This window comes from Actinophytocola xinjiangensis (genome assembly GCF_001921215.1).
GTDB lineage: Bacteria > Actinomycetota > Actinomycetes > Mycobacteriales > Pseudonocardiaceae > Actinophytocola > Actinophytocola xinjiangensis.
Genome location: NZ_MSIF01000008.1, coordinates 165,917 through 185,153, shown reverse-complemented (window position 1 = coordinate 185,153; position 19,237 = coordinate 165,917). Strand labels below are relative to the sequence as shown.

The following is a 19,237-nucleotide window of genomic DNA, read 5'->3' as shown; positions in this document are numbered from 1 at the left end:
TGGACCAGCCAAGTTCACTCGACGGAGATGTCCTTTCGCGAGTTTCAGCAGAACAGGCACAGTTGGTAGGTCGCGCGGAACGTCGCCGGGCTCACCGGCGCGGTGACGTTGTGGCTCTGCGCGCCGCCGTCCGACCACCGCGCGAACCGGAAACGCAGACCCAGGGTGAGGTTCTGCGGGCTCGGCGCGCTGACCGAGTTGCTCGACCCGACGATCACCGTCCGCGTGAACGGCGTGACCTGCTCGACCGAACCGACCACCAGCCGCGCCCCGCTCGGGCTCGACGTGAACGTGAGCGCGACCGTGCGCGGGTCCAGCCGGACGGTCGTCGACGTCGTGTTGGCGTCGGAGTCGGTCGCGGACAACGTCAGGTCCAAATAGGACGGATACTCGTGGTCGGGTGCGACGAAGTCGCCGGCGGCGACCCCGTCCCACGAACGCACGTTGTGCGCGTGACAGTTCGTCGGGGTCGTGCAGTGCTGCAACGTCAGCTGCCAGCGCAGCGCCGAGGCCGGCAGCGGGCCGTCCTGCGGGTCGGCAGCCCGCCCGGCGAACGGGATGGTCTCGCCGACGCTCCACCGGGTGGCCGTGGTCGGGGCGTCGATCGTCACCACCGGCAGGTCGTCGGGCGGCTCGCCGACGGTCACGGTGACCGTCGTGGTGTCCGACAGTCCGCCGGGGTCGGTGACCCGCAGCCCGACCTGGACCTGCTCCTGGGTCAGGTAGGTCCAGGTGGGGTTCGCGGCCGTCGAGTCGTCGTGGGAGCCGTCGCCGTCGAGGTCCCAGGCGTAGGTCAGCGCCGCGCCCTCCGGGTCCGACGAGCCGGTGCCGTCGAAGGTCACCGTGAGCGGCGCGGCACCCGAGGCAGGGTCGGCGCCGGCCACCGCGACCGGCGGCAGGTTCGTCCCCGCCGGATAGCTCACCCGCCGCAGCTGCCCGGCGCCCAGCGCCACGTAGAACAGATCGCCGCCGGGCCCGGTGAGCACCTGCACCGGCACGTTCGCGCCGGTCACGAACGGCACGATCGACCCGGGGTCCGGCTGGCCGTTCGCACCCCGGCGCATGGCCCACACGCACCCGCGTGAGCTGTCGGCGAAGAACAGCGCGCCGTCGTAGGCGGCCGGGTAGTTGCTGTCGTGCTCGAACGCGATCCCGCTGACCGACGAGCCGCCGGTGGGGCAGCCGTCACCGGTCACGACCGACGCGCTGTGGTTGTAGGCGTGGTAGGGCGCGGTCTGCCCGGTGCCGTACAGCGACTCGCACAGCGTCAGATTCGCCCCGTCGTAGCCGGACTGCCGCGCCGCGCCCTCGTAGCACGGCCACCCGAAGTTCTCGGCGACGCCGTCGGTCGCGTCGGCGACCCGGTTGATCTCCTCCCAGGTGTTCCAGCCGACGTCGCCGGCCCACAGCTCACTGGTCCCCGGCCGGAACGCGAACCGGAACTGGTTGCGCAGCCCGTAGGCGATGATCCGGCGGGCGTTGACGTTCGTGCTGCCGGCGAACGGGTTGCCGGCCAGCGGCGCCCCGGTGTCCGGGTCGACCCGGATGATCGTGCCGTCCAGCGACACCGGCTCCCCGGCGGGCCGGCGCACCGACTGCGAGCGCAGCGCCCCACCCCGCGCGTCCGGCGGCGCGAGGTCGGCCCCGGCCGGTCCCGGCGGGTCCGCGCACGGGTTGCCGCGCTGCCCCCAGTCGGCGAAGTTGAAGCTGGCCCCGTCGCCGCCGCCGACGTAGAGCGCCCCGTCCGGCCCGAACGCCACCGAACCGACGGAGTGCGACGGGTACTGCTGGCACCAGTCGGTGATCAGCACCTGCTCCGCCCCGGTCGCGACCCCGTCGGCGCCCAGCGTCAACCGCGACAGCCGGCCGGTCACCAGACACCCCTGCTCGGTCGCCCCCGGCGGCGACGGGCACTGGTCACCCCACCTCGGCGCGGTGCCGCCCGGCTCGGCGTCGTAGGTGTAGAGCACGTACAGGTAGGGACGCGCCGGATAGCCGGGATCGAGGGCGAGACCCAGCAGCCCCCGGTCCCAGAAGTCCTGCACCTGGGTCCGCAGGTCGGCGGTGACCGTCGCCGTCGTGTCGGCCAGCGAGTCGAACGTCTTGACCAGCCCGCTCTTCTCGCTCACGAACACCCGCCCGTCGGCGGCGAACACCGCGTTGGTCGGGGAACTGAGCCCGCTGATCACCGCCGTGTCGGTGAACCCGCTGGGCACCGCCGCCCCCGCCACCGTCGGCGCGATGGCCATGACCCCACTGGCAACCAACCCGACCGCGAGCACAACAGCGGTTCTCGGGCGCGCGAAAAAACCCACGTGACACCCCATCCGGTCGACCACGAACGGCTGACTCTCCAGGGGAGTCGGTCGCCATCACCGGCACGTTTCACCCGATTTCCGACCGACCGGGCCGGAGGTTGCGCAGGCCACGAACGGCCGGGGCGGCGAGCAGCAGACCGACGGTGACCAGCAGCATCGCCGTGGAGAAGAACAGCACCGGCGCCGCGCCGACCCACAGCGCCGCCGGCCCGGCCGCCGTCTGGCCCACCGGCCGCATCACCAGCGACCCGGCGACGTCGTAGGCGTGCACCCTGCCCAGCACGTCCGGCGGGATGTGGGTCTGCACACTGGAATGGAACATGACCAGCCAGAACGCCCCGGCCACCCCGTGCAGCAGGTAGCCGGCGGCGATCAGGGGCGGCGGCAGGTGCAGCGCCAGCGCCAGCAGGCTGAACGCGCCGCCGACCATCGCGATCGCACCGGCGCGCAGCGGGTACCGGGGCCTGAAGCGCGCGGCCGCCAGCCCACCGAGCACCGCGCCGGCGCCGAAGGTCGCCATGACGAACCCGAGGGTGCGTTCGCCGTGGTCGAGGGTGATCAGGCTCGGCCCCAGCGTCAGCGACGGGCCGTTCACCGTGACCTGGAACAGCATGTAGATGACGATGACGTTCCACAGCCACCGCCGGGAACGGAACTCGTGCCACCCCTGGACGAGATCGCGCCGGAACGACGCCGTGGACTCCGGGCGCGGGATCCGCAGCCGCATCAACAGCAGGAACACCGCGCTGAGGGCGTAGGTCGCGGTGTCGATCGCCAGGACGACCGACACCGGCGCGACGCTCAGGATCAGGCCGGCGGCGGCCGGACCGGCGACGGCGACCAGCGCCTCCGCCACCCGGATCGCCGCGTTGGCCTTCTGGACGTCGACGGCGACCCTCGGGATCACGCTGGCGTAGCCGGGCTGGAAGGCCGCCGTGCACACGCCGCTGAGCGCCATCACCGTGATGATCAGCCACAAGTCGGGGGTGCCGAGGACGAACGAGAGCACCAGCGTCGCGTGGATCACCACCCGCGCCAGGTCCGCGGCGACCATGACCCGGATCGGGGTGAGCCGGTCGACCAGCACACCGCCGAGGATCACGAAGGCCGCCAGCGGCGCGGTGTGCGCGGCGAGCGCGAAGCCGACACCGCTGACGCCGTAGCCCGCCTGGAGCACCGCGACCGTCACCGTGATCGGGATGAGCATCTGGTCGCCGAGGATGGACACCGTCCTGGCGGCGAAGAACAGGGTGAAGGCCCGCGTCCAGACGCCCTTCGACGGAGGCGTCCCGGTCTCGATCACTGGAGGAAATCGTAGTCGATCCGGTTGTCGATGCCCAGATCGCGCACGAGCCGTTCCCCTCGAATCGCCTTCGGGGAACGCCCGGGGTTGGTGGCCGAGCGGCCGCTCGCGACGGCCGCGCAGCGACCTGCCGACAAGGCCCCGGTGTGTTAGCTTGATCGACCCCAGACTGATGAGGATCTGACCATTAATCTCCCACCAGAGCTGCCCTCCCCGGGGCGCGGAGGCTACTTCGGGGACTTCGGCGGCGCGTTCATCCCGGAAATGCTCCACGAGACGTTCGCCGAGCTGCGTGCGACCTTCGACAGCGCGCGCCGCGACGAGACGTTCTGGCAGTCCTATGTCGACGTGACGACCAGCTACGGCGGACGTCCGACCCCGGTGACCTATTGCGACAATCTCAGTAGGACTTTCGGCGGTGCGCGGATCTACGTCAAACGCGAGGACCTGAACCACACCGGCGCGCACAAGGCGAACAACGTGATGGGCCAGGGGCTGCTCGTCCAGCGGATGGGCAAACGCCGGGTGATCGCGGAGACCGGCGCCGGCCAGCACGGCGTCGCCACGGCGACCATGGCCGCGCGTCTCGGCCTGGACTGCACGATCTACATGGGCGAGGTGGACGTCGCCCGCCAGCATCCGAACGTGTTCTGGATGCGCCAGCTCGGCGCCGAGGTCGTGTCGGTCACCGACGGCACGCGGACCCTCAAGGACGCGATGAACGCGTGCCTGCGCGACTGGGCCGACTCGATGGCCGACACCCACTACGTGATGGGCACGGTGTGCGGGCCGCATCCGTTCCCACAGCTGGTGACCTACTTCCAGTCGATCATCGGTCAGGAGGCGCGCGCGCAGATGCTGGCGGTCGCCGGCCAGCTGCCGAGCCGGGTGTACGCGTGCGTCGGCGGCGGCTCGAACGCCTCCGGCATCTTCACCGGTTTCCTCGACGACCCGGAGACCGAGTTGGTGGGGGTGGAGGCCGGCGGCAAGGGCGTCGAGACCGGTGAGCACGCCGCGCGCCTGGCCGGCGGGCAGGGCAGTCCCGGGGTGGCGCAGGGCTACAAGACGGTGTTCCTGCAGAACGAGGAGGGGCTGATGCGCCACACCCACTCGGTCGCGGCGGGCTTGGACTACATCGGCATCGGGCCGATGCTGGCCGACCTGCACCAGCGGGGACGCGTCCGGTTCGAGTCAGCCACCGACGCCGAGGTCGTCGAGGCGTTGCGGCTCACCATGCGCAAGGAGGGGATCATTCCCGCGTTGGAGAGCGCCCACGCGTTCGTCGCGGCGTTCCGGGAGGCACCGACCCTCGCGGACACGTCGGCGATCCTGGTCAACCAGTCGGGGCGGGGGGACAAGGACATCTTCACCGTCGCCGACGCGCTGGACGACGAGGACTGGAAGGACTTCATCGGGCAGACGGCGGCGAGGTACGCGAGATGAGCCTGGAAGGTGTACTCCGGCGGGGGTTGGAGCGCAAGCCGATCCTGCTGATGACGCACCTGGTCGTCGGCTATCCGTCTCTCGAGGACAACTGGGCGATGCTGGAGGCGATGAACCAGGCGGGGGTGGACCTCGTGGAACTCCAACTGCCGTTCTCCGAGCCCATCGCCGACGGCCCCCGGTTCGTGAAGGCCAACCACGACGCGATCCAGGCGGGCGTGTCGTGGTCGACGTATTTCTCGTTCGCCTCGCGGGCCGCGCGGATCGGTTTTCCGGTGGTGTTCATGGGGTACTACAACAGTGTCTTCCGGATGGGGGCGGAGGCGTTCTGCTCCCGGTTGGCGGAAGCCGGATTGTCGGGTTTCATCATTCCTGATCTGCCACCGGAGGAAGCCGTCGACCTGAACACCCTGGCGCGGGACTGCGGACTGGACCCGATCCTCACGATGACCCCGACCAACTCCCCCGAGCGGTTGGCCCAGATCGGGCGACAGGCCTCCGGGTTTCTCTACTGCACGGCGCGGACCGGGGTCACCGGGCGCCAGACCGATCTCTCCCAGGGAGTCGCGGAGTTCCTGCGCCGCTGCCGGGAGGCCACACCGTTGCCGCTGGGACTGGGCTTCGGAATCCGAACGGCGAAGGACGTTCGGGTGGCCAGGGAACATTCCGCCGACATCGCCATCGTGGGAACGGCGGGGACCCAGGCGTGGGAGGAACTGGGCGTCGAGGGATACCGGTCGTTCCTGAAGGGACTGGTGGACGCGTGACCGGGCTGGGTGGTTCTCGGGGGGCCTCAGCGGCGGATCAGGCCCAGGTCGGTGGCCGTCGCCACGGCGGCCGTGCGTGAGTCGACGCCGAGTTTGCCGAACACCCGCACCAGGTGGGACTTCACGGTGCCCTCGGTGAGGTGCAGGCGACGGGCGATGGCCTGGTTGGACAGCCCGTCGGCCACCAGCAGCAGGACGTCGGTCTCGCGTCGGGTCAGGGTGGTGGCGGGGCTGCGCAGCCGGTGCAACAGGCGGTCCGCCACCGTCGGCGCCAGGGTGGTGCGGCCGGCGGCGGCCGTGCGCACCGCCGCCACCAGATCCTCGGGCGGGGCGTCCTTGAGCAGGTAGCCGGTGGCACCGGCCTCGATGGCCGGCAGGGTGTCCGCGTCGGAGTCGTAGGTGGTGACGACCAGCACGCGCGGGGCGTCCGGCCGGGCGGTGATCCGCGCGGTCGCCTCGGCGCCACCCATACCCGAGCCGAACCGCAGGTCCATCAGCACGACGTCGATGTCGCCGCGCAGCGCCCGGTCGACGGCTTGCGCGGCCGTCGCCGCCTCGGCCACCACGGCCAGGCCGGGTTCGGTCTCCAGCACGGCACGCAGCCCGGCCCGGACAATCGGGTGGTCGTCGGCCAGCAGCAGACGGATGGGGGTGTCGGTCACCGGCGGGCCTCGGTCTCGTCGAGCGGAAGTCGGGCGGTCAGGGTGGTGCCGTGGCCGGGGGTGGACCCGACGGTCAGGGTGCCGCCGAGGGCGTGCGCGCGGGAGCGCATGGCGGCCAGGCCGAAACCGCCGCTCGCCGGGTCGGGGGCCGGCAGGCCATCGGGGTCGAAACCGGTCCCGTCGTCGGTGACCTCCAGGACCACCCGGTCGCCGTGGTAGCCGAGAGTGACCTCGGCGGTGGTGGCGCGGGCGTGGCGGACGGTGTTGGTGAGGGCCGACTGGGCGATCCGCAGCAGGCCGACCTCGTGCGCGGTCGGCAACGGCACCGGGGTCCCGGTGAGGTGGAACCGCGCGGTGAGCGGGTACCGGACGCTGGTGGTGGCACACAGCCGGTCGAGCGCGCCGGCCAGGGTCGCGTCGTCCAGGGCGGGTGGGGTGAGGGCGGCGACGAACCGGCGGGCCTCGGCCAGGTCGTCCACCGCCGCCTGGCGGGCCTGGACGACGTGGCGCAGCGCGGTGTCCGGCGCGGCGGGCAGGGCGCGTTCGGCGGCGCGCAGCAGCAACTGGATGCTCGACAGGCCCTGCGCGAGGGTGTCGTGGATCTCGCGGGCCAGACGTTCCCGCTCGGCCAGGGCGCCGGCCGTGTGCTGGGCGCGGGACAGGTCGGCGCGGGTGGCGGTGAGTTCCTCGATCAGCCGGCGGCGCTGCTCACTCTCCCGGTACAGCGCCTGGTAGCCCCACACGACCGTGACAGCGACCGCCGCGCCGAGCACCGGGCCGATCACGACGGCGGCGGTGAGCGAACCGGTGTGCGCGGCGAACGCGCCGACCGCCAGCAGGGTCGTCGCGGCCACGGCGACCAGGCCGGTGCGGCGTGGCAGCAGATCGAGCTGCAGAAAGTACAGCGGGAACGCCACCCACACACCGTCGGCCGACAGGACCAGCAACGCCAGCCAGCAGACGCCGATCACGCCCAGCCACCACGCCGCCGCCCGGCGCGTCACCAGCGCCCCGGTCACCGCCGCCGCCGCGCCCGCCGCCGCCACCGCGACGGTCGCCCCGGCGTGCGGCTGGCGGTCGAGCACGGCGCGCACCGAGGCCAGCGCGAGCAGCCCGACGATCAGCAGGTGCGGGCCCCAGGCCATGGCCCGGATCGCCGGGGTCGGAACGGGAGCCGTGATGTCCGCCGTGCTGTCCACAATGGCGTCCAGCATACGGACCGGGGCGCGCGGCGCCCTCTGTCGAAAGTGACAACTCCGATGCCGTCCTGAGCGGGATGCGCGGCCCACCGTCCAGCGGGGACGGTGAAGTCCTACCGATCCGCGACCGGAAAGGACGGTCACCGCCGTGTTCGTCGCCTGGAGGGACCTGAGGTTCGCCAAGGGGCGCTTCGCCCTGATGGGCACCGTCATCGTGCTCATCACCCTGCTGGTGGGGCTGCTGTCCGGGCTGACCGCCGGCCTCGGCCGGCAGAACGTCTCGGCCGTCACCGGCCTGCCCGCCGACCGGATCGCCTTCGGCGGTGAACTGTCCTACGCCAACTCCACCGTCACCGAGGGGCAGTGGCGGCGGTGGACGCGGACCCCCGGGGTCGAGGCCGCCGAACCGCTGGGCGTCACCACCACCCGGGCCACCGCCGGCGGTCGCGGTGTCGGCGTCTGCGCCTTCGGCGTCCGGCCCGGCTCGGACCTGGCCCCCGACAGCGACCGGCTCACCGACCACGCCGTGGTGCTGTCCCACTCCGCCGCCGCCGACCTCGGCCTCACCGCCGGCGACACCCTCACCCTCGCCGGCCAGCGGCTCACCGTCGCCTCGGTCACCGGCGACGCCTCCTTCAGCCACACCCCGGTCGTGTGGACCAGCCTGGACACCTGGCAGCGGACCGCGCCGCCCGACGGTCCCTTCGCGACGGTCATCGCCCTGAGAACCTCCGGCGCCGACACCGCGACCGCCGACCGGGCCGCGGGCACCATGACCGTCGAGCGGGACGACTCGCTGTCGGCCATCGGCTCCTACAGCGCCGAGAACGGCTCCCTGCAACTGATGCGCGGCTTCCTGTTCGCGATCTCCGCACTGGTCGTCGGCGCGTTCTTCACCGTGTGGACGATCCAGCGCGGCGCCGACATCGCGATCCTCAAGGCCCTGGGCGCCACCACCGCCACCCTGCTGCGCGACGCGCTCGGCCAGGCCGCCGTCCTGCTGGCCGGCGGTACCGTCATCGGCTCCGGGCTCGCCGCCGGTCTCGGCGCCGCCCTGGCCGACACCGTTCCGTTCCTGCTCACGCCGAGGACCGTTCTCGTGCCGGCCGCCGTGATGATCGTGCTCGGGATGGCGGGGGCGGCGCTGTCGGTCCGCCGGATCACCGCCGTCGACCCGCTGACCGCCCTGGGGAGTGCCCGATGAGCCTGCGCCTGACCGATGTCACCCTCACCTACCCCGACGGCCAGAGCCGGCTGACGGCCCTGGACCGGGTCACGTTCGCGGTGCCCGCGGGCGCCCTCGCCGCCGTGGTCGGGCCGTCCGGCTCGGGCAAGTCCAGTCTGCTGGCCGTCGCCGCCACGCTCATCGCCCCCGACTCCGGCACGGTCACCGTCGCCGGCGCCGACACCACCGGGCTGGGCCGCGCGGCCCTGACCGACCTGCGCCGGCACACCATCGGGATCGTCTTCCAGCAGTCCAACCTGCTGCCGTCGCTGACCGCCGCCGAACAGCTGCGGGTGATGGCCCACCTGGACGGTCGTGGCCGCGCCGGTGCCCGCACCCGAGCCCGCACCCGGGCTCTCGACCTCCTCGACGCCGTCGGCCTCGCCGGCCAGGCGCACCGCCGGCCCCACCAGCTCTCCGGTGGACAGCGCCAGCGCGTCACGATCGCCAGGGCACTGATGAACGACCCGACCGTCCTGCTGGTCGACGAGCCCACCAGCGCCCTGGACAACGACCGGGGCGCCGCCGTCGTCGACCTGCTCACCCGGCTCACCCACGAGCGGGGCACCGCCACCGTCCTGGTCACCCACGACCGCACCCATCTGGGCGCCGTCGACCGGATCGTCGGCGTCCACGACGGACGGCTCCGTGAGGAAATGGTCACCGAAAGTCAGTGATCACATTCGGACTCGGTTCTTCATGCCGGGGACGTGAATTTTTCACTTATGACCCCCCGACCGGCGGAGGTAGCGTGCCTTAGCACATTAGGGAACGTCCTAGGGAGTGGTAAGCAGTGACGGTAACAAGTGACCCCGGCGTCGAGGGCTTCGTCCCGCCGACTCCCGAGGGTATCGGAACCAATTATGACCAGTTCGCTGCCCTCCATGGCCTGATCGCCAGCGATGTCAGCTTACACATCGGAATGTGGACCCTGCCCGGAGAACGCGAGCCGGCGGCCACCCTTCTTGATCTGTCGAACCGGTCGCAGGAACGGGCCGACGACTACCACTTCGAAACCCTCGGTCTGAAGGCGACCGACCACCTGCTGGACATCGGCACCCGCAGCGGCGGCACGGCCATTCGGCTGGCCCAGCACAGCGGCGGCCGGTCCACCGGTGTCGACGTCAGCCGCAGCCAGCTGGCGAAGGCCGCCGAGAGCGCCGAGGCCGCCGGGGTCTCCGACCGCGTGACGTTCCAGTACGGCAACGCCATGGAGCTGGAGTTCCCGGACGAGACGTTCGACGCCGCCGTGGCGCTGGAGGTGTTCCCGCACCTGTACGACCGGCAGAAGGGCTACAACGAGGCGTTCCGCGTCCTCAAGCCCGGTTCCTACTTCCTGGTGAGCGAGTTCATCCTGCGCAACGGGAAGCCCTCGGACGAGGAGCTGGACGCGTTCCTGCAGACCTGGCAGATCATGCCCCCGACCACGGCCGCCAAGACCCTGGAGCGCGCGGCCGCCGCGGGCTTCGACCTGGTCAAGGTCGAGGACATGAGCCAGAACGTGGCCTTCAGCGGCGAGGGAATGGCGTTCCTGTACAACGACCGGCGCGACGAGATCGTGAAGACCTACGGTCCCGAGGCCGGCGAGCACATGGACCACATCATGCCGCTGATCCGTTCCTTCTTCAGCAACCACCTCGGTTCCAACCTGTTCCTCCTGCGGAAGCCCCGCAAGGTGTGAAACCGTTCAGAAAAAAGAACCGCAGGGTGCGGCCATCGCTGCTTCGGAACTGATCCGAAGCGGACGCGGTGGTCGTGCTCTGCTGTTTTTGTGTCCCCTGTGTGTTTCGGCTGTCGTCGGATCGGGAGTACCGCTCGAGTTTCGCTGGGGAGTATTGCCCTGACGTGGTCCGGCGTATAGAAATCAGCCATGAATGATGTTGTCGCCAGTTACGTGAAGGTTTTCAACGCGGCCGCGCGCAGTCGTCAGTGGTCGGCACTGGCCGCCGCGCACGCGCCCGACGGTGTCCTCGAGTTCAGTGGTGTTCCGCTGCCCCCGGTGCGGGGCCGCGAGGCGATCGAGGCGATCTACACCGAGTACCCGCAGGCCGAACTCGTCGTCCTGGACTCCCGTTCGGACGGTGACGTGCACGTGGTCGACTACAAGTGGGGCGACGGCTCGGGCACCGGGTCGGTCCGGCTCACGTTCCAGGACGGGCTGGTCGCCCACTCGTTATGCACGATCGACGCGGCCGAAGGAGGCGACCACTGAGAACGGTCCTCCAGGCAGGGTAACCACCGTCCACGGAGGGCGGCCCACCGTCGCCCTCCACCACCAGTGTGCCGCTCACCGGCCGCGTATGAATTTCTCACACCGGGCGGCACACCGTCTCACATCGGCCTTCGTGCCCTGATCACTGCCGGCGGCTCGACCCTTCTGAGAGCGTTACACCAGCGCATCGGCCCAGTCATCCGACTCCTGTTCCGGCCGAGCTTGGGAGGTTGTGGCCATGCAGATCAACGTGCTGGGACCCCTGGAGACCTACGTGAACGGCGTCGCGGTCACCCCGACCGCGGCCAAACACCGCCAGGTGCTCGCCCTGCTCGCGTTACACGCCGGCGAGATCGTCTCGGTCCGCCTGCTGCTGGAGGAACTGTGGGGCAACGAGCCCCCGGAGACCTCGCACCAGACGTTGCAGACCTACATCCTGCACCTGCGTCAGCGTCTCGCCGACGCCATGGGCGTGAGCAAGTCCGAGGTCGGCAAGACCCTGCTGGTCACCCGGCACACCGGCTACTCGCTGCGGATCAACTCCCGCGACCTCGACGCGGGGGAGTACGAGATCCTGGCGCGGAAGGGGATCCAGGAGATGGCCCGCGCGGACTACCGCGCGGCGTCGAGCACGCTGCGCCGCGCGCTGGCGATGTGGCGCGGCCCGGCGCTGGTCGACGTGGCGGCCGGCAACCCGCTCAGCGTGCACGTCAACCGCCTGGAGGAGAGCCGGCTGGGCATCGTCGAGGACTGTGTGGACGCCGACCTGTGGCTCGGGCGCCACCACCTGGTGCTCAGCGAGCTGGCGGAGCTGACCGCGAAGTACCCGATGAACGAGCGGCTGTGCGCGCAGTACATGATCGCCCAGTACCGCTCGGGCCGGCAGTGGCGGTCGCTGGAGATCTTCCGGCGCCTGCGCCGCACGATGGTCGACGAGCTGGGGCTGGAGCCGTCGGTGTGGATCCAGCGGCTTCAGCGGGCGATTCTCAATTCCGACCCCGCACTGCACCAGCAATACACCAGTGGGCAGTTGCTGACCACTGCCTCCTAGTCCACGAAGCGGGGTGACCATTTCGGCAACTACCATTTCCCACACCTACGCGACACCAGATAGGGTGCGACATGAGTACCAAACCCAATCCTGAGGTTCATTCCCTCTCGGACGACGTGACGGTCACCCGTTCGCCGTCGGGCCGGCTGACCGGGATCGTGCACGGCACCGCCACGGTGTCCGTCGGCCTCGTCGCCGGCCTGTTCTTCGACTGGGCGGTCTCGATCATGCCGGCGCTGGCCGAGTCGGACGACCGGACCTACGTGACCGTCATGCAGGAAACCATCAGGGCGATGAACAAGAGCCCCTTGTTCGTCGGCACGTTCATCGGCGCGTTCGTGTTCACCGGGGCGGCGCTGTTGTTGCAGCGCCGGGCGGGCGCCAAGGCGGCCGTGCGGTGGATCCTCGGCGGGCTGCTGCTCTACCTGGCGGCCCTGCTGATCACGTTCGGCATCCACTTCCCGATCAACGACACGCTGGACAAGGCCGGTGATCCGGACACGATCGCCGACCTGGCGGCGCTGCGCAAGGACACCGAGGAATCGTGGGTGAACGCCCACACGGCCCGGACCATCGCCTCCGCGCTCGCCGCGGTGTGCCTGATCCGTTCGCTGTGGGTTCGCCGGGGGTGAGTCCGCAACCGCGCACGCCCCCGCCGCCACGCGACGGGGGCGTTCCCCGTGCCTGGTACACAAGGAAAAGCCGGGCGGTTCCAGCGTCGCGCTGGAACCGCCCGGCCGGACTGGTCGCCCTACGCCGGGTCCCACACCCCGGTCAGGGCCATGGCCTTGACGTGGTCGGCGAAGTCCCTTGGCTCCCGGCCAAGGGCCGCCCGAACCCCGTCGGTGAGCCGGGCGTTGCGCCCGTCGAGGGTTTCGGTGAACAGTCCGATCAGCAGGTCGGCGTAGTCGGCAGGAACCCCGTGCTCGACCGCGCCGGCGTGGTACTGCTCCATGGTCACCGGCACGTGGACGATGTCCCGGCCGAGGGCCTGGCCGATCTCCTTCGCGGTGTCGGCGAAGGAGAGCAGCCGGGGCCCGGTTACCTCGTAGAGCCGGCCGATGTGCCGGTCGTCGGTCAACGCGGCGACCACCACCTCGGCGATGTCGTCGACGTCGACGAACGGTTCCCGCACGTCGCCGCCCGGCATCGCGATGACTCCACTGTGGATGGCGTCGACGAGGAAACCCTCGCTGAAGTTCTGGGTGAACCACGCGGACCGGACGATCGTCCAGTCCGCGCCGCTGCCCGCGAGGATCTCCTCGGTCTTCTCCGCCTCGTGCTCGCCCCGGCCGGACAGCAGCACCAGCCGGCCGACCCCGCTGCGCACGGCCAGCTCGATGAACGAGCCGATGCGGTCAGCGGCGCCGGGGAACGCGATGTCGGGGAAGTACACGATGAACGCCGCGTCCGCGCCGGCCAGGGCGGCCGGCCAGGTGTCCGGCGCCTCCCAGTCGAACGGTGGGGTGCTGCCGCGGGACGCGCCGCGGACCGTGACGTCCTCGTGCGCCCGCAGCAGCGGCACGACCCGCCGCCCGGTCTTGCCGTGGGGTTGGAGTACCAGGATCTCCCTGGTCATGGCTGGTTCGCCTCCCTGTCAGGCCAGGGGGATGCGCAGAACGCGACCCTCGTCCGGGCAGACGCCGCAGTCGGTCAGGTAAGCGTTGTCCCCCTTGATGACCAGTCCACCGGGACCCTTGAGGTTGTCCTTGAGGATCTGCTGGGTGCCGTTCGGTGCGACCTTGATCAGCGCACCGATGTCCCCGGTGCTCAGGCCCTCGTGCGAGACCTCCAGGACGTAGAGCGTCCCGGTGTGGTCGAAGGCGATGTCGATGATGTTGGTGAACCCGCTGGCGTACACGGTGGGCTGCTGGCCGTCCACGACCCGGTAGACGCGTGCGGTGCCCGGCACGAACGGGTAGCCGGTCAGCTCACCGACGTAGTACGCGCCGTCCGGACCCTTGACGACACCGGTCGGCACGGACTGGGCGGGGATCTGGGTGCCCGGCGGCAGACCGAGCTCCGGCGGGGCGTCGACCAGCTGGTCGGGGAAGGTGGCGATGACGGTGCCGGCGCCGTTCCAACCGAAGCGGACCAGCATGTTGCCGGCGGAGTCGGCGACCGTGGCGCCCTTGTTGTCGACCACGAGGGAGTTCGGGTTGCCGCCGTCGGGGTTGACGGTGGAGACGAAGCCGCCGACGTCGGCGAGCTGGACGATCTGGCCGCCGAGGGCGCTGAGCAGCCAGCTGGCGGTCTTCTGGCCGGCCACCGGGAGCTCGGCGCGCTGCTCGACCTTGACGGCGTAGCCGTTGGTGAACACCGGGAGACCGGCGACGAGCGTGACGTCCGACGGGCCCATGGAGCCGACGCCGGTGTCCGGGGCGAAGGACGACAGGCCGGTCACCACGCGCTGCACCGCACCGTTGCTGATCTTGGCGATGGCGCCGGTGTCGCCGTAGCAGACCGGGAAGCCCTCCGGGCCGGGGAAGCACGGGCCGGCGCCGCCGGAGCCGGCCTCGGCGACGTAGAGCGACCCGTCCGGGGCGAAGGCCAGGCCCCGCGGGTTGTTCAGTCCGGTCGCGAGGACGGCGACCCCGCTGGTGGCGGCCGCGGCCGGGGTCAACAACGTGCCCAGGGTGACGGCGATCGCCGAGGCGAGGGCCAGTCTCTTTCTTGTTCGGGTGAACATCGGGGTCCTTCCCATGTCATTGAGATCTACAATGGACATTCGGGCGCGCGCGTTTATCGCGCGTCGTCCAACGATCCCGGGATCGGGGTAGGGGAACCAGGGACGACGCCATGTTCGGAAGGTGAAAAATTCCTGTGGTTCAGTCCGGGAAATGCGGGCATAATGTCCGTTTGTCCGGCTTTCTGCCGCAGGTGGAAGGCAACAGGAAGTTGCTGGTACCGGCCGGCTGGTCTTGCGGACCTGTTGCGACCACCGCGATTGTCTGGGGACGCGACAGGCCACCTCCGAGGAAGAAGGAGCGACCGGGTGACTCGACTCAGGACGACGAGTCGAGCACGGTCACGGACCTCGGCGGCGACCGCGCCTCTGTGCACTTGGCGGTGGACGTACGGGGCGCGGTCGTCGCCGGGCACTGTGCCCGCCGTGCCGAACCCGCCCCATGGCAGGCTGTCGGGGCGCCAGCGACTGGAACTACGGCACGAGGAGTGGTAATGGACACCGTTCGGCTCATCGCACTCGCCTTGGCGACGATCAGCTCCGGACTCATCGCCGGTTTGTTCTACGGCTACCACGTCGCGATGGTGACCTCACTGCGCGCGGTGGACGACCGGACGTACGTGACCGTCAACCAGAAGATCAACATTCACATCCTGAACGGCGGCTTCTTCCTGCCGTACCTGGGTTCGGCGCTGTTCAGCGCACTCGCCGCGGTGTTGTTGCTCGGCGGGGACCGGGGCTCGGTCCTGCTGCCGACGATCCTGGCGTTCGTCCTCAACGTCGCCGCGATCCTGGTGACCGGCGGGGGCAACATGCCGCTGAACCGGGAGCTGGACAAGTCCCACCTGGACCAGGCCACCAGGACCCGCGAGCGTTTCGAGAAGCCGTGGAACAAGTTCAACGCGATGCGCAGTTGGCTGCACAGCCTCGGTTTCATCTGCATGTGCTGGGCGCTGGTCGCCTGGGGCGCCCTGTGACGACGCCTTGTGTTGTCACCGGGGGAGATCGGGACGTTTCCCCTGGCGCGTGATCAGGCGCTGGCGAGGCTGATCTGGCCGCCGACGTCGTCGCTGGTGGCCGCGCCGAGGATGGCGTTGAGGAGGCCGGGGAAGCGGGCGTCGAGGTCGCGGTGGCGCAGGGTGACGTAGCAGCGGGTGCCCTCCTGCCGCGTGCGGGTGATGCCGGCGTCGCGTAGGACGCGCAGGTGGTGGCTCAGCGTCGACTTGGCGACGGGGGCGCGGAGTTCGCCCCAGCCGCGTTCGCGGCCGTCGGCCAGGACGCGGACCAGGCCGAGGCGGATGGGGTCGCTCAGTGCGCCCATCACCTCGATGAGGGTGATGTCGGTCAGCTCCGGGTGCCGCGCCTCTTTCATGGGACCGATGATACCTTGTTCGATGTTTCACGAACTTCGAACAAGGAGGGTTCGGTGTCCGGACCACCGCTCACCGGCAAGATCGTCATCCTCACCGGCGCCGGATCGGGCATTGGCCGCGCGGCGGCCCGCGCCTTCGCCGCCGCCGGCGCCCAGGTACTCGGCGTCGGCCGACGCGCGGACGCGCTCCGGCAGACGGCCGCCGGCCACCCCGGCATCGTCGCCCACCCCGCCGACCTGACCGCCCCGGACGCCCCCCGCGAGATCGTCGACGCGGCCGTCGACCGGTGGGGCCGGGTGGACGTCCTGGTCAACAACGCCGGCGCCACCGCACTGATGCCCCTGGCCGACACCACCGCCGAGCGCATCGGCGACCTGTTCGCGCTCAACGTCACCGCGCCCAGCCTGCTCGCCGCCGCCGCCCTGCCCCACCTACGCCACGCGGCCGGGTCGATCGTCAACGTCTCCAGCACCTACGGCCACCGCCCCCTGCCCGGCGCCGCGCACTACGCCGCGTCCAAGGCCGCCCTCGAACAGCTCACCCGCTGCTGGGCACTGGAACTCGCCCCCACCGGCATCCGCGTCAACGCCCTCGCCCCCGGCCCCACCGACAGCGACGCCCTCGCCGCCGCCGGACTCCCCCCGGAAACCGTCAACCGCGTCAAGTCCGACGAGGCCGCCCGCATCCCGCTGCGCCGCCGGGGCGAGCCGGACGAGGTCGCCACCTGGATCGTCCGCCTCGCCGACCCGGACACCACCTGGCTCACCGGCCAGATCCTCACCGTCGACGGTGGCCTGGAACTCGTGTGAGCGCGGCACCCGGGTGGTTCGGTGGGGCCTCGGTGATGCCGAGGCGTTCGTGCAGGCGGCGCAGCGGGGCGGGAGCCCACCAGTTCGCCGTGCCCGCGATCCGGATGGCGGCGGGCAGCAGCACACCCCGGATGAGCAGCGCGTCGACCAGGACGGCGACCGCCATACCGACGCCGATCATCTTCAGGTAGACGACGCCGCCGGTGGCGTAGACGGCGAACGAGGCGGCGAGGATCACCGCGGCGGCGGTGACCAGGGGGCCGCTGCGTTGGAGGCCGACGGCCACGGCCGTGCGGGTGTCGCCCGTGGACAGGTACTCCTCGCGGATGCGGGAGACGATGAACACCTCGTAGTCCATCGACAGGCCGTAGACGATGCAGAACATCAGCACCGGGATGCTCGACTCCAGTGTGCCGGTCGGTGTGAAACCGAGCGCGCCCGATAGGTTCCCGTTCTGGAAGACCCACACCAGCACGCCGAACATCACGCCCAGGCTGAGCAGGTTCAGTACGGTCGCCTTGAGGGGGAGCAGCAGGCTGCCGGTCATCAGGAACAGCACCACGAACGTCAGGGCCAGGATCACCGCCAGGACCAGCGGCAGTCGTTCGGTCATCTGGTCGCGCCAGTCGACCGACTCGGCGGGGCTGCCGCCGATGAGCACGTCGAACGGTGGGGGTACGGCACGCAGGGCGTCCACCAGGGCGGCCGGGTCGTTCTCCAGCGCCGACTGGGTGGGGATCGCGACCAGGTAGGTGCCGCCGTCGGTGGTGAAGCGTGCGTCAGCGGGGGCGGTGCGTCGTCCGTCAACGAAACGTCCGGCGGCCGAGTCCACCTGGGCGATTCCGTCTACTTCGGACAGCTGGTTCGCGTAGGCGGTGACGTCGCTGGTGTCGTGGGGGGCGACGACGTAGAGCGCGTCGGACTCCTCCTGGGCGTAGTCGGCGCGAATCGTGTCGGCGGTGGTGCGGCCCGGTGAGTCGGCCGGCAGGATCCGGGCGTCCGGCATGCCGAAGCGCAGGCCAAGCGCCGGGGCGGCGATCGCCAGGGCGACCACCAGCAGGAGACCGCCGGTGAGGGCGGGTCGCCGCATGACGGTGTGTGCCAGTCGGAACCACCTGCCTTGTTCCACAGCGGACTCCCGGGGACGCCGGGGCAGGGCCCGGTCGCCGAGGACGGCGAGTGCCGCCGGCAGGATCACCAGTGCGCCGACGACCGCCGTGACCACCACGAAGGCCCCGGCGTAGCCGAAGGAACGCAGGAACGACAACGGGAACAGCAGTAGCGCCAGCAACGACGTGGCGACCGTGATCCCGCTGAACAACACCGTCCGGCCGGCCGTGCGTAGCGTCTCGACCACCGCGTCCTCGACCGTCGCGCCCTCGCGCAGCCGTTCGCGGAACCGGGCGATCATGAACAGGCAGTAGTCCACGCCGAGCGCGAGTCCCATCACCAGCGCGATGTTCGCGCCGAACGTCGACACGCTGGTCACCGTCGCGACCCCGCGTAGCGCCGCCAGCGTGCCGAGGATCGCGAACACCCCGACCCCCAACGTCACCAGCGCGAGCACCACCCGCCGGAACCACAGCAGCAGCAACACCAGCACCAGCGGGATCACGAACAGCTCCGCGGCGAGGAAGTCGGTTCGGGCCTGGGCGCCGATCGCGCGGAACACGACGTCCTGGCCGCCCGCCTCGACGGTGACCGTCGCCGACTGCCGGGTGAACAGCTCGGCCAGTTCGCCGACCCGCGCGCGGGCGGCGTTGACCTCGCCGGGCACGCGGGCCAGCACCAGCGCCGAGGTGCCGTCCTCGGCGCGCAGCGCGGGGGAGTCGCCGCGCGTCCAGTAGGAGGCGGCCTCGGCGACACCGGGCTGCGCGGCCAGTTCGGCGGTCAGCCGCTCGCCGTCGGCGCGGATCCCGTCGACGTCACCGTTCCGCGCGGTGACCAGCAGGACCAGGTTCGGTGGCCCGGTGTCGAACTGGTCGGCGAGTACCGTGCGGGCGCGGTCGGACTCCGAACCGGGCGCGTCGATCCTGGACAGAGACAGCGCGTCGATCGCACCGGCGCCGAACACGCCGAGCAGCAGGGTGAGCAGGACCGCGGCGACGAGCACCGGACGTCGTCTGCGCACGGTGAACCGACCGAGACTGGGCAGCACGGGGGAACTCCTGAGGAGGGTAGAGTCGAAC

18 protein-coding genes are annotated in these 19,237 nt (G+C 70.8%); 10 read left to right on the top strand and 8 right to left on the bottom strand.

Annotated elements, in window-relative coordinates; translation table 11 throughout:
* Positions 1 to 44: 44 nt before the first annotated feature.
* The gene (locus BLA60_RS18395) at positions 45 to 2,249 is read right to left on the bottom strand and encodes a PQQ-dependent sugar dehydrogenase (RefSeq protein WP_154814437.1); all 2,205 of its coding nucleotides are present in this window, start codon (positions 2,247 to 2,249) and stop codon (positions 45 to 47) included.
* Positions 2,250 to 2,385: 136 nt separating this feature from the next.
* On the bottom strand, positions 2,386 to 3,621 hold the full coding sequence (locus BLA60_RS18390) for an MFS transporter (protein WP_075134142.1): 1,236 nt from the start codon (positions 3,619 to 3,621) through the stop codon (positions 2,386 to 2,388).
* 180 nt (positions 3,622 to 3,801) lie between these two features.
* Between BLA60_RS18390 and trpB the strand changes: the two genes are divergently transcribed.
* Together trpB and trpA are read left to right on the top strand one after the other, a co-directional pair.
* Positions 3,802 to 5,064 carry a tryptophan synthase subunit beta gene (gene trpB / locus BLA60_RS18385; protein ID WP_075134141.1) on the top strand — a complete coding sequence of 421 codons (1,263 nt, stop codon included), beginning with the start codon at positions 3,802 to 3,804 and terminating at the stop codon, positions 5,062 to 5,064.
* Positions 5,061 to 5,831: a tryptophan synthase subunit alpha gene (trpA, locus tag BLA60_RS18380; protein WP_075134140.1), complete on the top strand. Its 771-nt coding sequence runs from the start codon at positions 5,061 to 5,063 to the stop codon at positions 5,829 to 5,831. The genes trpB and trpA overlap by 4 nt, the downstream gene beginning before the upstream one ends.
* Before the next feature lie 26 nt (positions 5,832 to 5,857).
* Here trpA and BLA60_RS18375 read toward each other — a convergent pair whose 3' ends face one another.
* Both BLA60_RS18375 and BLA60_RS18370 read right to left on the bottom strand, forming a co-directional pair.
* Entirely contained in the window at positions 5,858 to 6,493 is a 636-nt protein-coding gene (locus BLA60_RS18375; protein WP_075134139.1) for a response regulator, read from the bottom strand.
* Positions 6,490 to 7,638 carry a sensor histidine kinase gene (locus BLA60_RS18370; RefSeq protein ID WP_245812047.1) on the bottom strand — a complete coding sequence of 383 codons (1,149 nt, stop codon included), beginning with the start codon at positions 7,636 to 7,638 and terminating at the stop codon, positions 6,490 to 6,492. The genes BLA60_RS18375 and BLA60_RS18370 overlap by 4 nt, the downstream gene beginning before the upstream one ends.
* A 202-nt stretch (positions 7,639 to 7,840) precedes the next feature.
* On the opposite strand from BLA60_RS18370, the gene BLA60_RS18365 reads away from it, so the two are divergent.
* The 6 genes from BLA60_RS18365 to BLA60_RS18340 all read left to right on the top strand — a co-directional run bounded on the left by BLA60_RS18365 (position 7,841) and on the right by BLA60_RS18340 (position 12,812).
* Positions 7,841 to 8,896, top strand: coding sequence for an ABC transporter permease (locus BLA60_RS18365; protein ID WP_075134137.1), 1,056 nt, complete (start codon positions 7,841 to 7,843; stop codon positions 8,894 to 8,896).
* On the top strand, positions 8,893 to 9,594 hold the full coding sequence (locus BLA60_RS18360; protein WP_075134136.1) for an ABC transporter ATP-binding protein: 702 nt from the start codon (positions 8,893 to 8,895) through the stop codon (positions 9,592 to 9,594). The genes BLA60_RS18365 and BLA60_RS18360 overlap by 4 nt, the downstream gene beginning before the upstream one ends.
* Positions 9,595 to 9,839: 245 nt before the next feature.
* Positions 9,840 to 10,598 carry a class I SAM-dependent methyltransferase gene (locus BLA60_RS18355; RefSeq protein WP_154814435.1) on the top strand — a complete coding sequence of 253 codons (759 nt, stop codon included), beginning with the start codon at positions 9,840 to 9,842 and terminating at the stop codon, positions 10,596 to 10,598.
* A 189-nt stretch (positions 10,599 to 10,787) separates the two neighbouring features.
* Positions 10,788 to 11,129: a nuclear transport factor 2 family protein gene (locus BLA60_RS18350; protein ID WP_084735061.1), complete on the top strand. Its 342-nt coding sequence runs from the start codon at positions 10,788 to 10,790 to the stop codon at positions 11,127 to 11,129.
* A gap of 238 nt (positions 11,130 to 11,367) precedes the next feature.
* A complete protein-coding gene (locus BLA60_RS18345; protein ID WP_075134133.1) occupies positions 11,368 to 12,180 on the top strand; it encodes an AfsR/SARP family transcriptional regulator in 813 nt (270 codons plus the stop codon).
* 71 nt (positions 12,181 to 12,251) lie between these two features.
* Entirely contained in the window at positions 12,252 to 12,812 is a 561-nt protein-coding gene (locus tag BLA60_RS18340; protein ID WP_084735060.1) for an anthrone oxygenase family protein, read from the top strand.
* Positions 12,813 to 12,931: 119 nt separating this feature from the next.
* Here the strand turns inward: BLA60_RS18340 and BLA60_RS18335 are convergent, their stop codons facing one another.
* Positions 12,932 to 13,759 (bottom strand): NAD(P)H-binding protein, encoded by an 828-nt coding sequence (locus BLA60_RS18335; RefSeq protein WP_075134131.1) that lies wholly within the window; start codon positions 13,757 to 13,759, stop codon positions 12,932 to 12,934.
* Between the two features lie 18 nt (positions 13,760 to 13,777).
* Positions 13,778 to 14,869: a ScyD/ScyE family protein gene (locus tag BLA60_RS18330; protein WP_075134130.1), complete on the bottom strand. Its 1,092-nt coding sequence runs from the start codon at positions 14,867 to 14,869 to the stop codon at positions 13,778 to 13,780.
* A gap of 491 nt (positions 14,870 to 15,360) precedes the next feature.
* On the opposite strand from BLA60_RS18330, the gene BLA60_RS18325 reads away from it, so the two are divergent.
* Complete coding sequence (locus tag BLA60_RS18325; RefSeq protein ID WP_075134129.1) at positions 15,361 to 15,843, top strand: anthrone oxygenase family protein; 483 nt, start codon at positions 15,361 to 15,363, stop codon at positions 15,841 to 15,843.
* A 53-nt stretch (positions 15,844 to 15,896) separates the two neighbouring features.
* Here BLA60_RS18325 and BLA60_RS18320 read toward each other — a convergent pair whose 3' ends face one another.
* Positions 15,897 to 16,238 carry an ArsR/SmtB family transcription factor gene (locus BLA60_RS18320; protein ID WP_075134128.1) on the bottom strand — a complete coding sequence of 114 codons (342 nt, stop codon included), beginning with the start codon at positions 16,236 to 16,238 and terminating at the stop codon, positions 15,897 to 15,899.
* A 54-nt stretch (positions 16,239 to 16,292) separates the two neighbouring features.
* Here BLA60_RS18320 and BLA60_RS18315 point away from each other — a divergent pair, with 54 nt between their 5' ends.
* Positions 16,293 to 17,048: an SDR family NAD(P)-dependent oxidoreductase gene (locus tag BLA60_RS18315; RefSeq protein ID WP_075134127.1), complete on the top strand. Its 756-nt coding sequence runs from the start codon at positions 16,293 to 16,295 to the stop codon at positions 17,046 to 17,048.
* Here BLA60_RS18315 and BLA60_RS18310 read toward each other — a convergent pair.
* Entirely contained in the window at positions 17,017 to 19,206 is a 2,190-nt protein-coding gene (locus BLA60_RS18310; protein ID WP_245812041.1) for an MMPL family transporter, read from the bottom strand. The genes BLA60_RS18315 and BLA60_RS18310 overlap by 32 nt on opposite strands.
* Positions 19,207 to 19,237 lie beyond the last annotated feature (31 nt).

Excerpts from the sequence above, each read along its gene's own strand:
- BLA60_RS18350 (WP_084735061.1), top strand. The coding sequence starts at position 10,788 with ATGAATGATGTTGTCGCCAGTTACGTGAAGGTTTTCAACGCGGCCGCG.
- BLA60_RS18345 (WP_075134133.1), top strand. The coding sequence starts at position 11,368 with ATGCAGATCAACGTGCTGGGACCCCTGGAGACCTACGTGAACGGCGTC.
- BLA60_RS18335 (WP_075134131.1), bottom strand. The coding sequence starts at position 13,759 with ATGACCAGGGAGATCCTGGTACTCCAACCCCACGGCAAGACCGGGCGG.
- BLA60_RS18340 (WP_084735060.1), top strand. The coding sequence starts at position 12,252 with ATGAGTACCAAACCCAATCCTGAGGTTCATTCCCTCTCGGACGACGTG.
- BLA60_RS18320 (WP_075134128.1), bottom strand. The coding sequence starts at position 16,238 with ATGAAAGAGGCGCGGCACCCGGAGCTGACCGACATCACCCTCATCGAG.
- BLA60_RS18370 (WP_245812047.1), bottom strand. The coding sequence starts at position 7,638 with ATGGCCTGGGGCCCGCACCTGCTGATCGTCGGGCTGCTCGCGCTGGCC.
- BLA60_RS18360 (WP_075134136.1), top strand. The coding sequence starts at position 8,893 with ATGAGCCTGCGCCTGACCGATGTCACCCTCACCTACCCCGACGGCCAG.
- BLA60_RS18330 (WP_075134130.1), bottom strand. The coding sequence starts at position 14,869 with ATGTTCACCCGAACAAGAAAGAGACTGGCCCTCGCCTCGGCGATCGCC.
- BLA60_RS18355 (WP_154814435.1), top strand. The coding sequence starts at position 9,840 with ATGTGGACCCTGCCCGGAGAACGCGAGCCGGCGGCCACCCTTCTTGAT.
- BLA60_RS18325 (WP_075134129.1), top strand. The coding sequence starts at position 15,361 with ATGGACACCGTTCGGCTCATCGCACTCGCCTTGGCGACGATCAGCTCC.
- BLA60_RS18395 (WP_154814437.1), bottom strand. The coding sequence starts at position 2,249 with ATGGCCATCGCGCCGACGGTGGCGGGGGCGGCGGTGCCCAGCGGGTTC.
- trpA (WP_075134140.1), top strand. The coding sequence starts at position 5,061 with ATGAGCCTGGAAGGTGTACTCCGGCGGGGGTTGGAGCGCAAGCCGATC.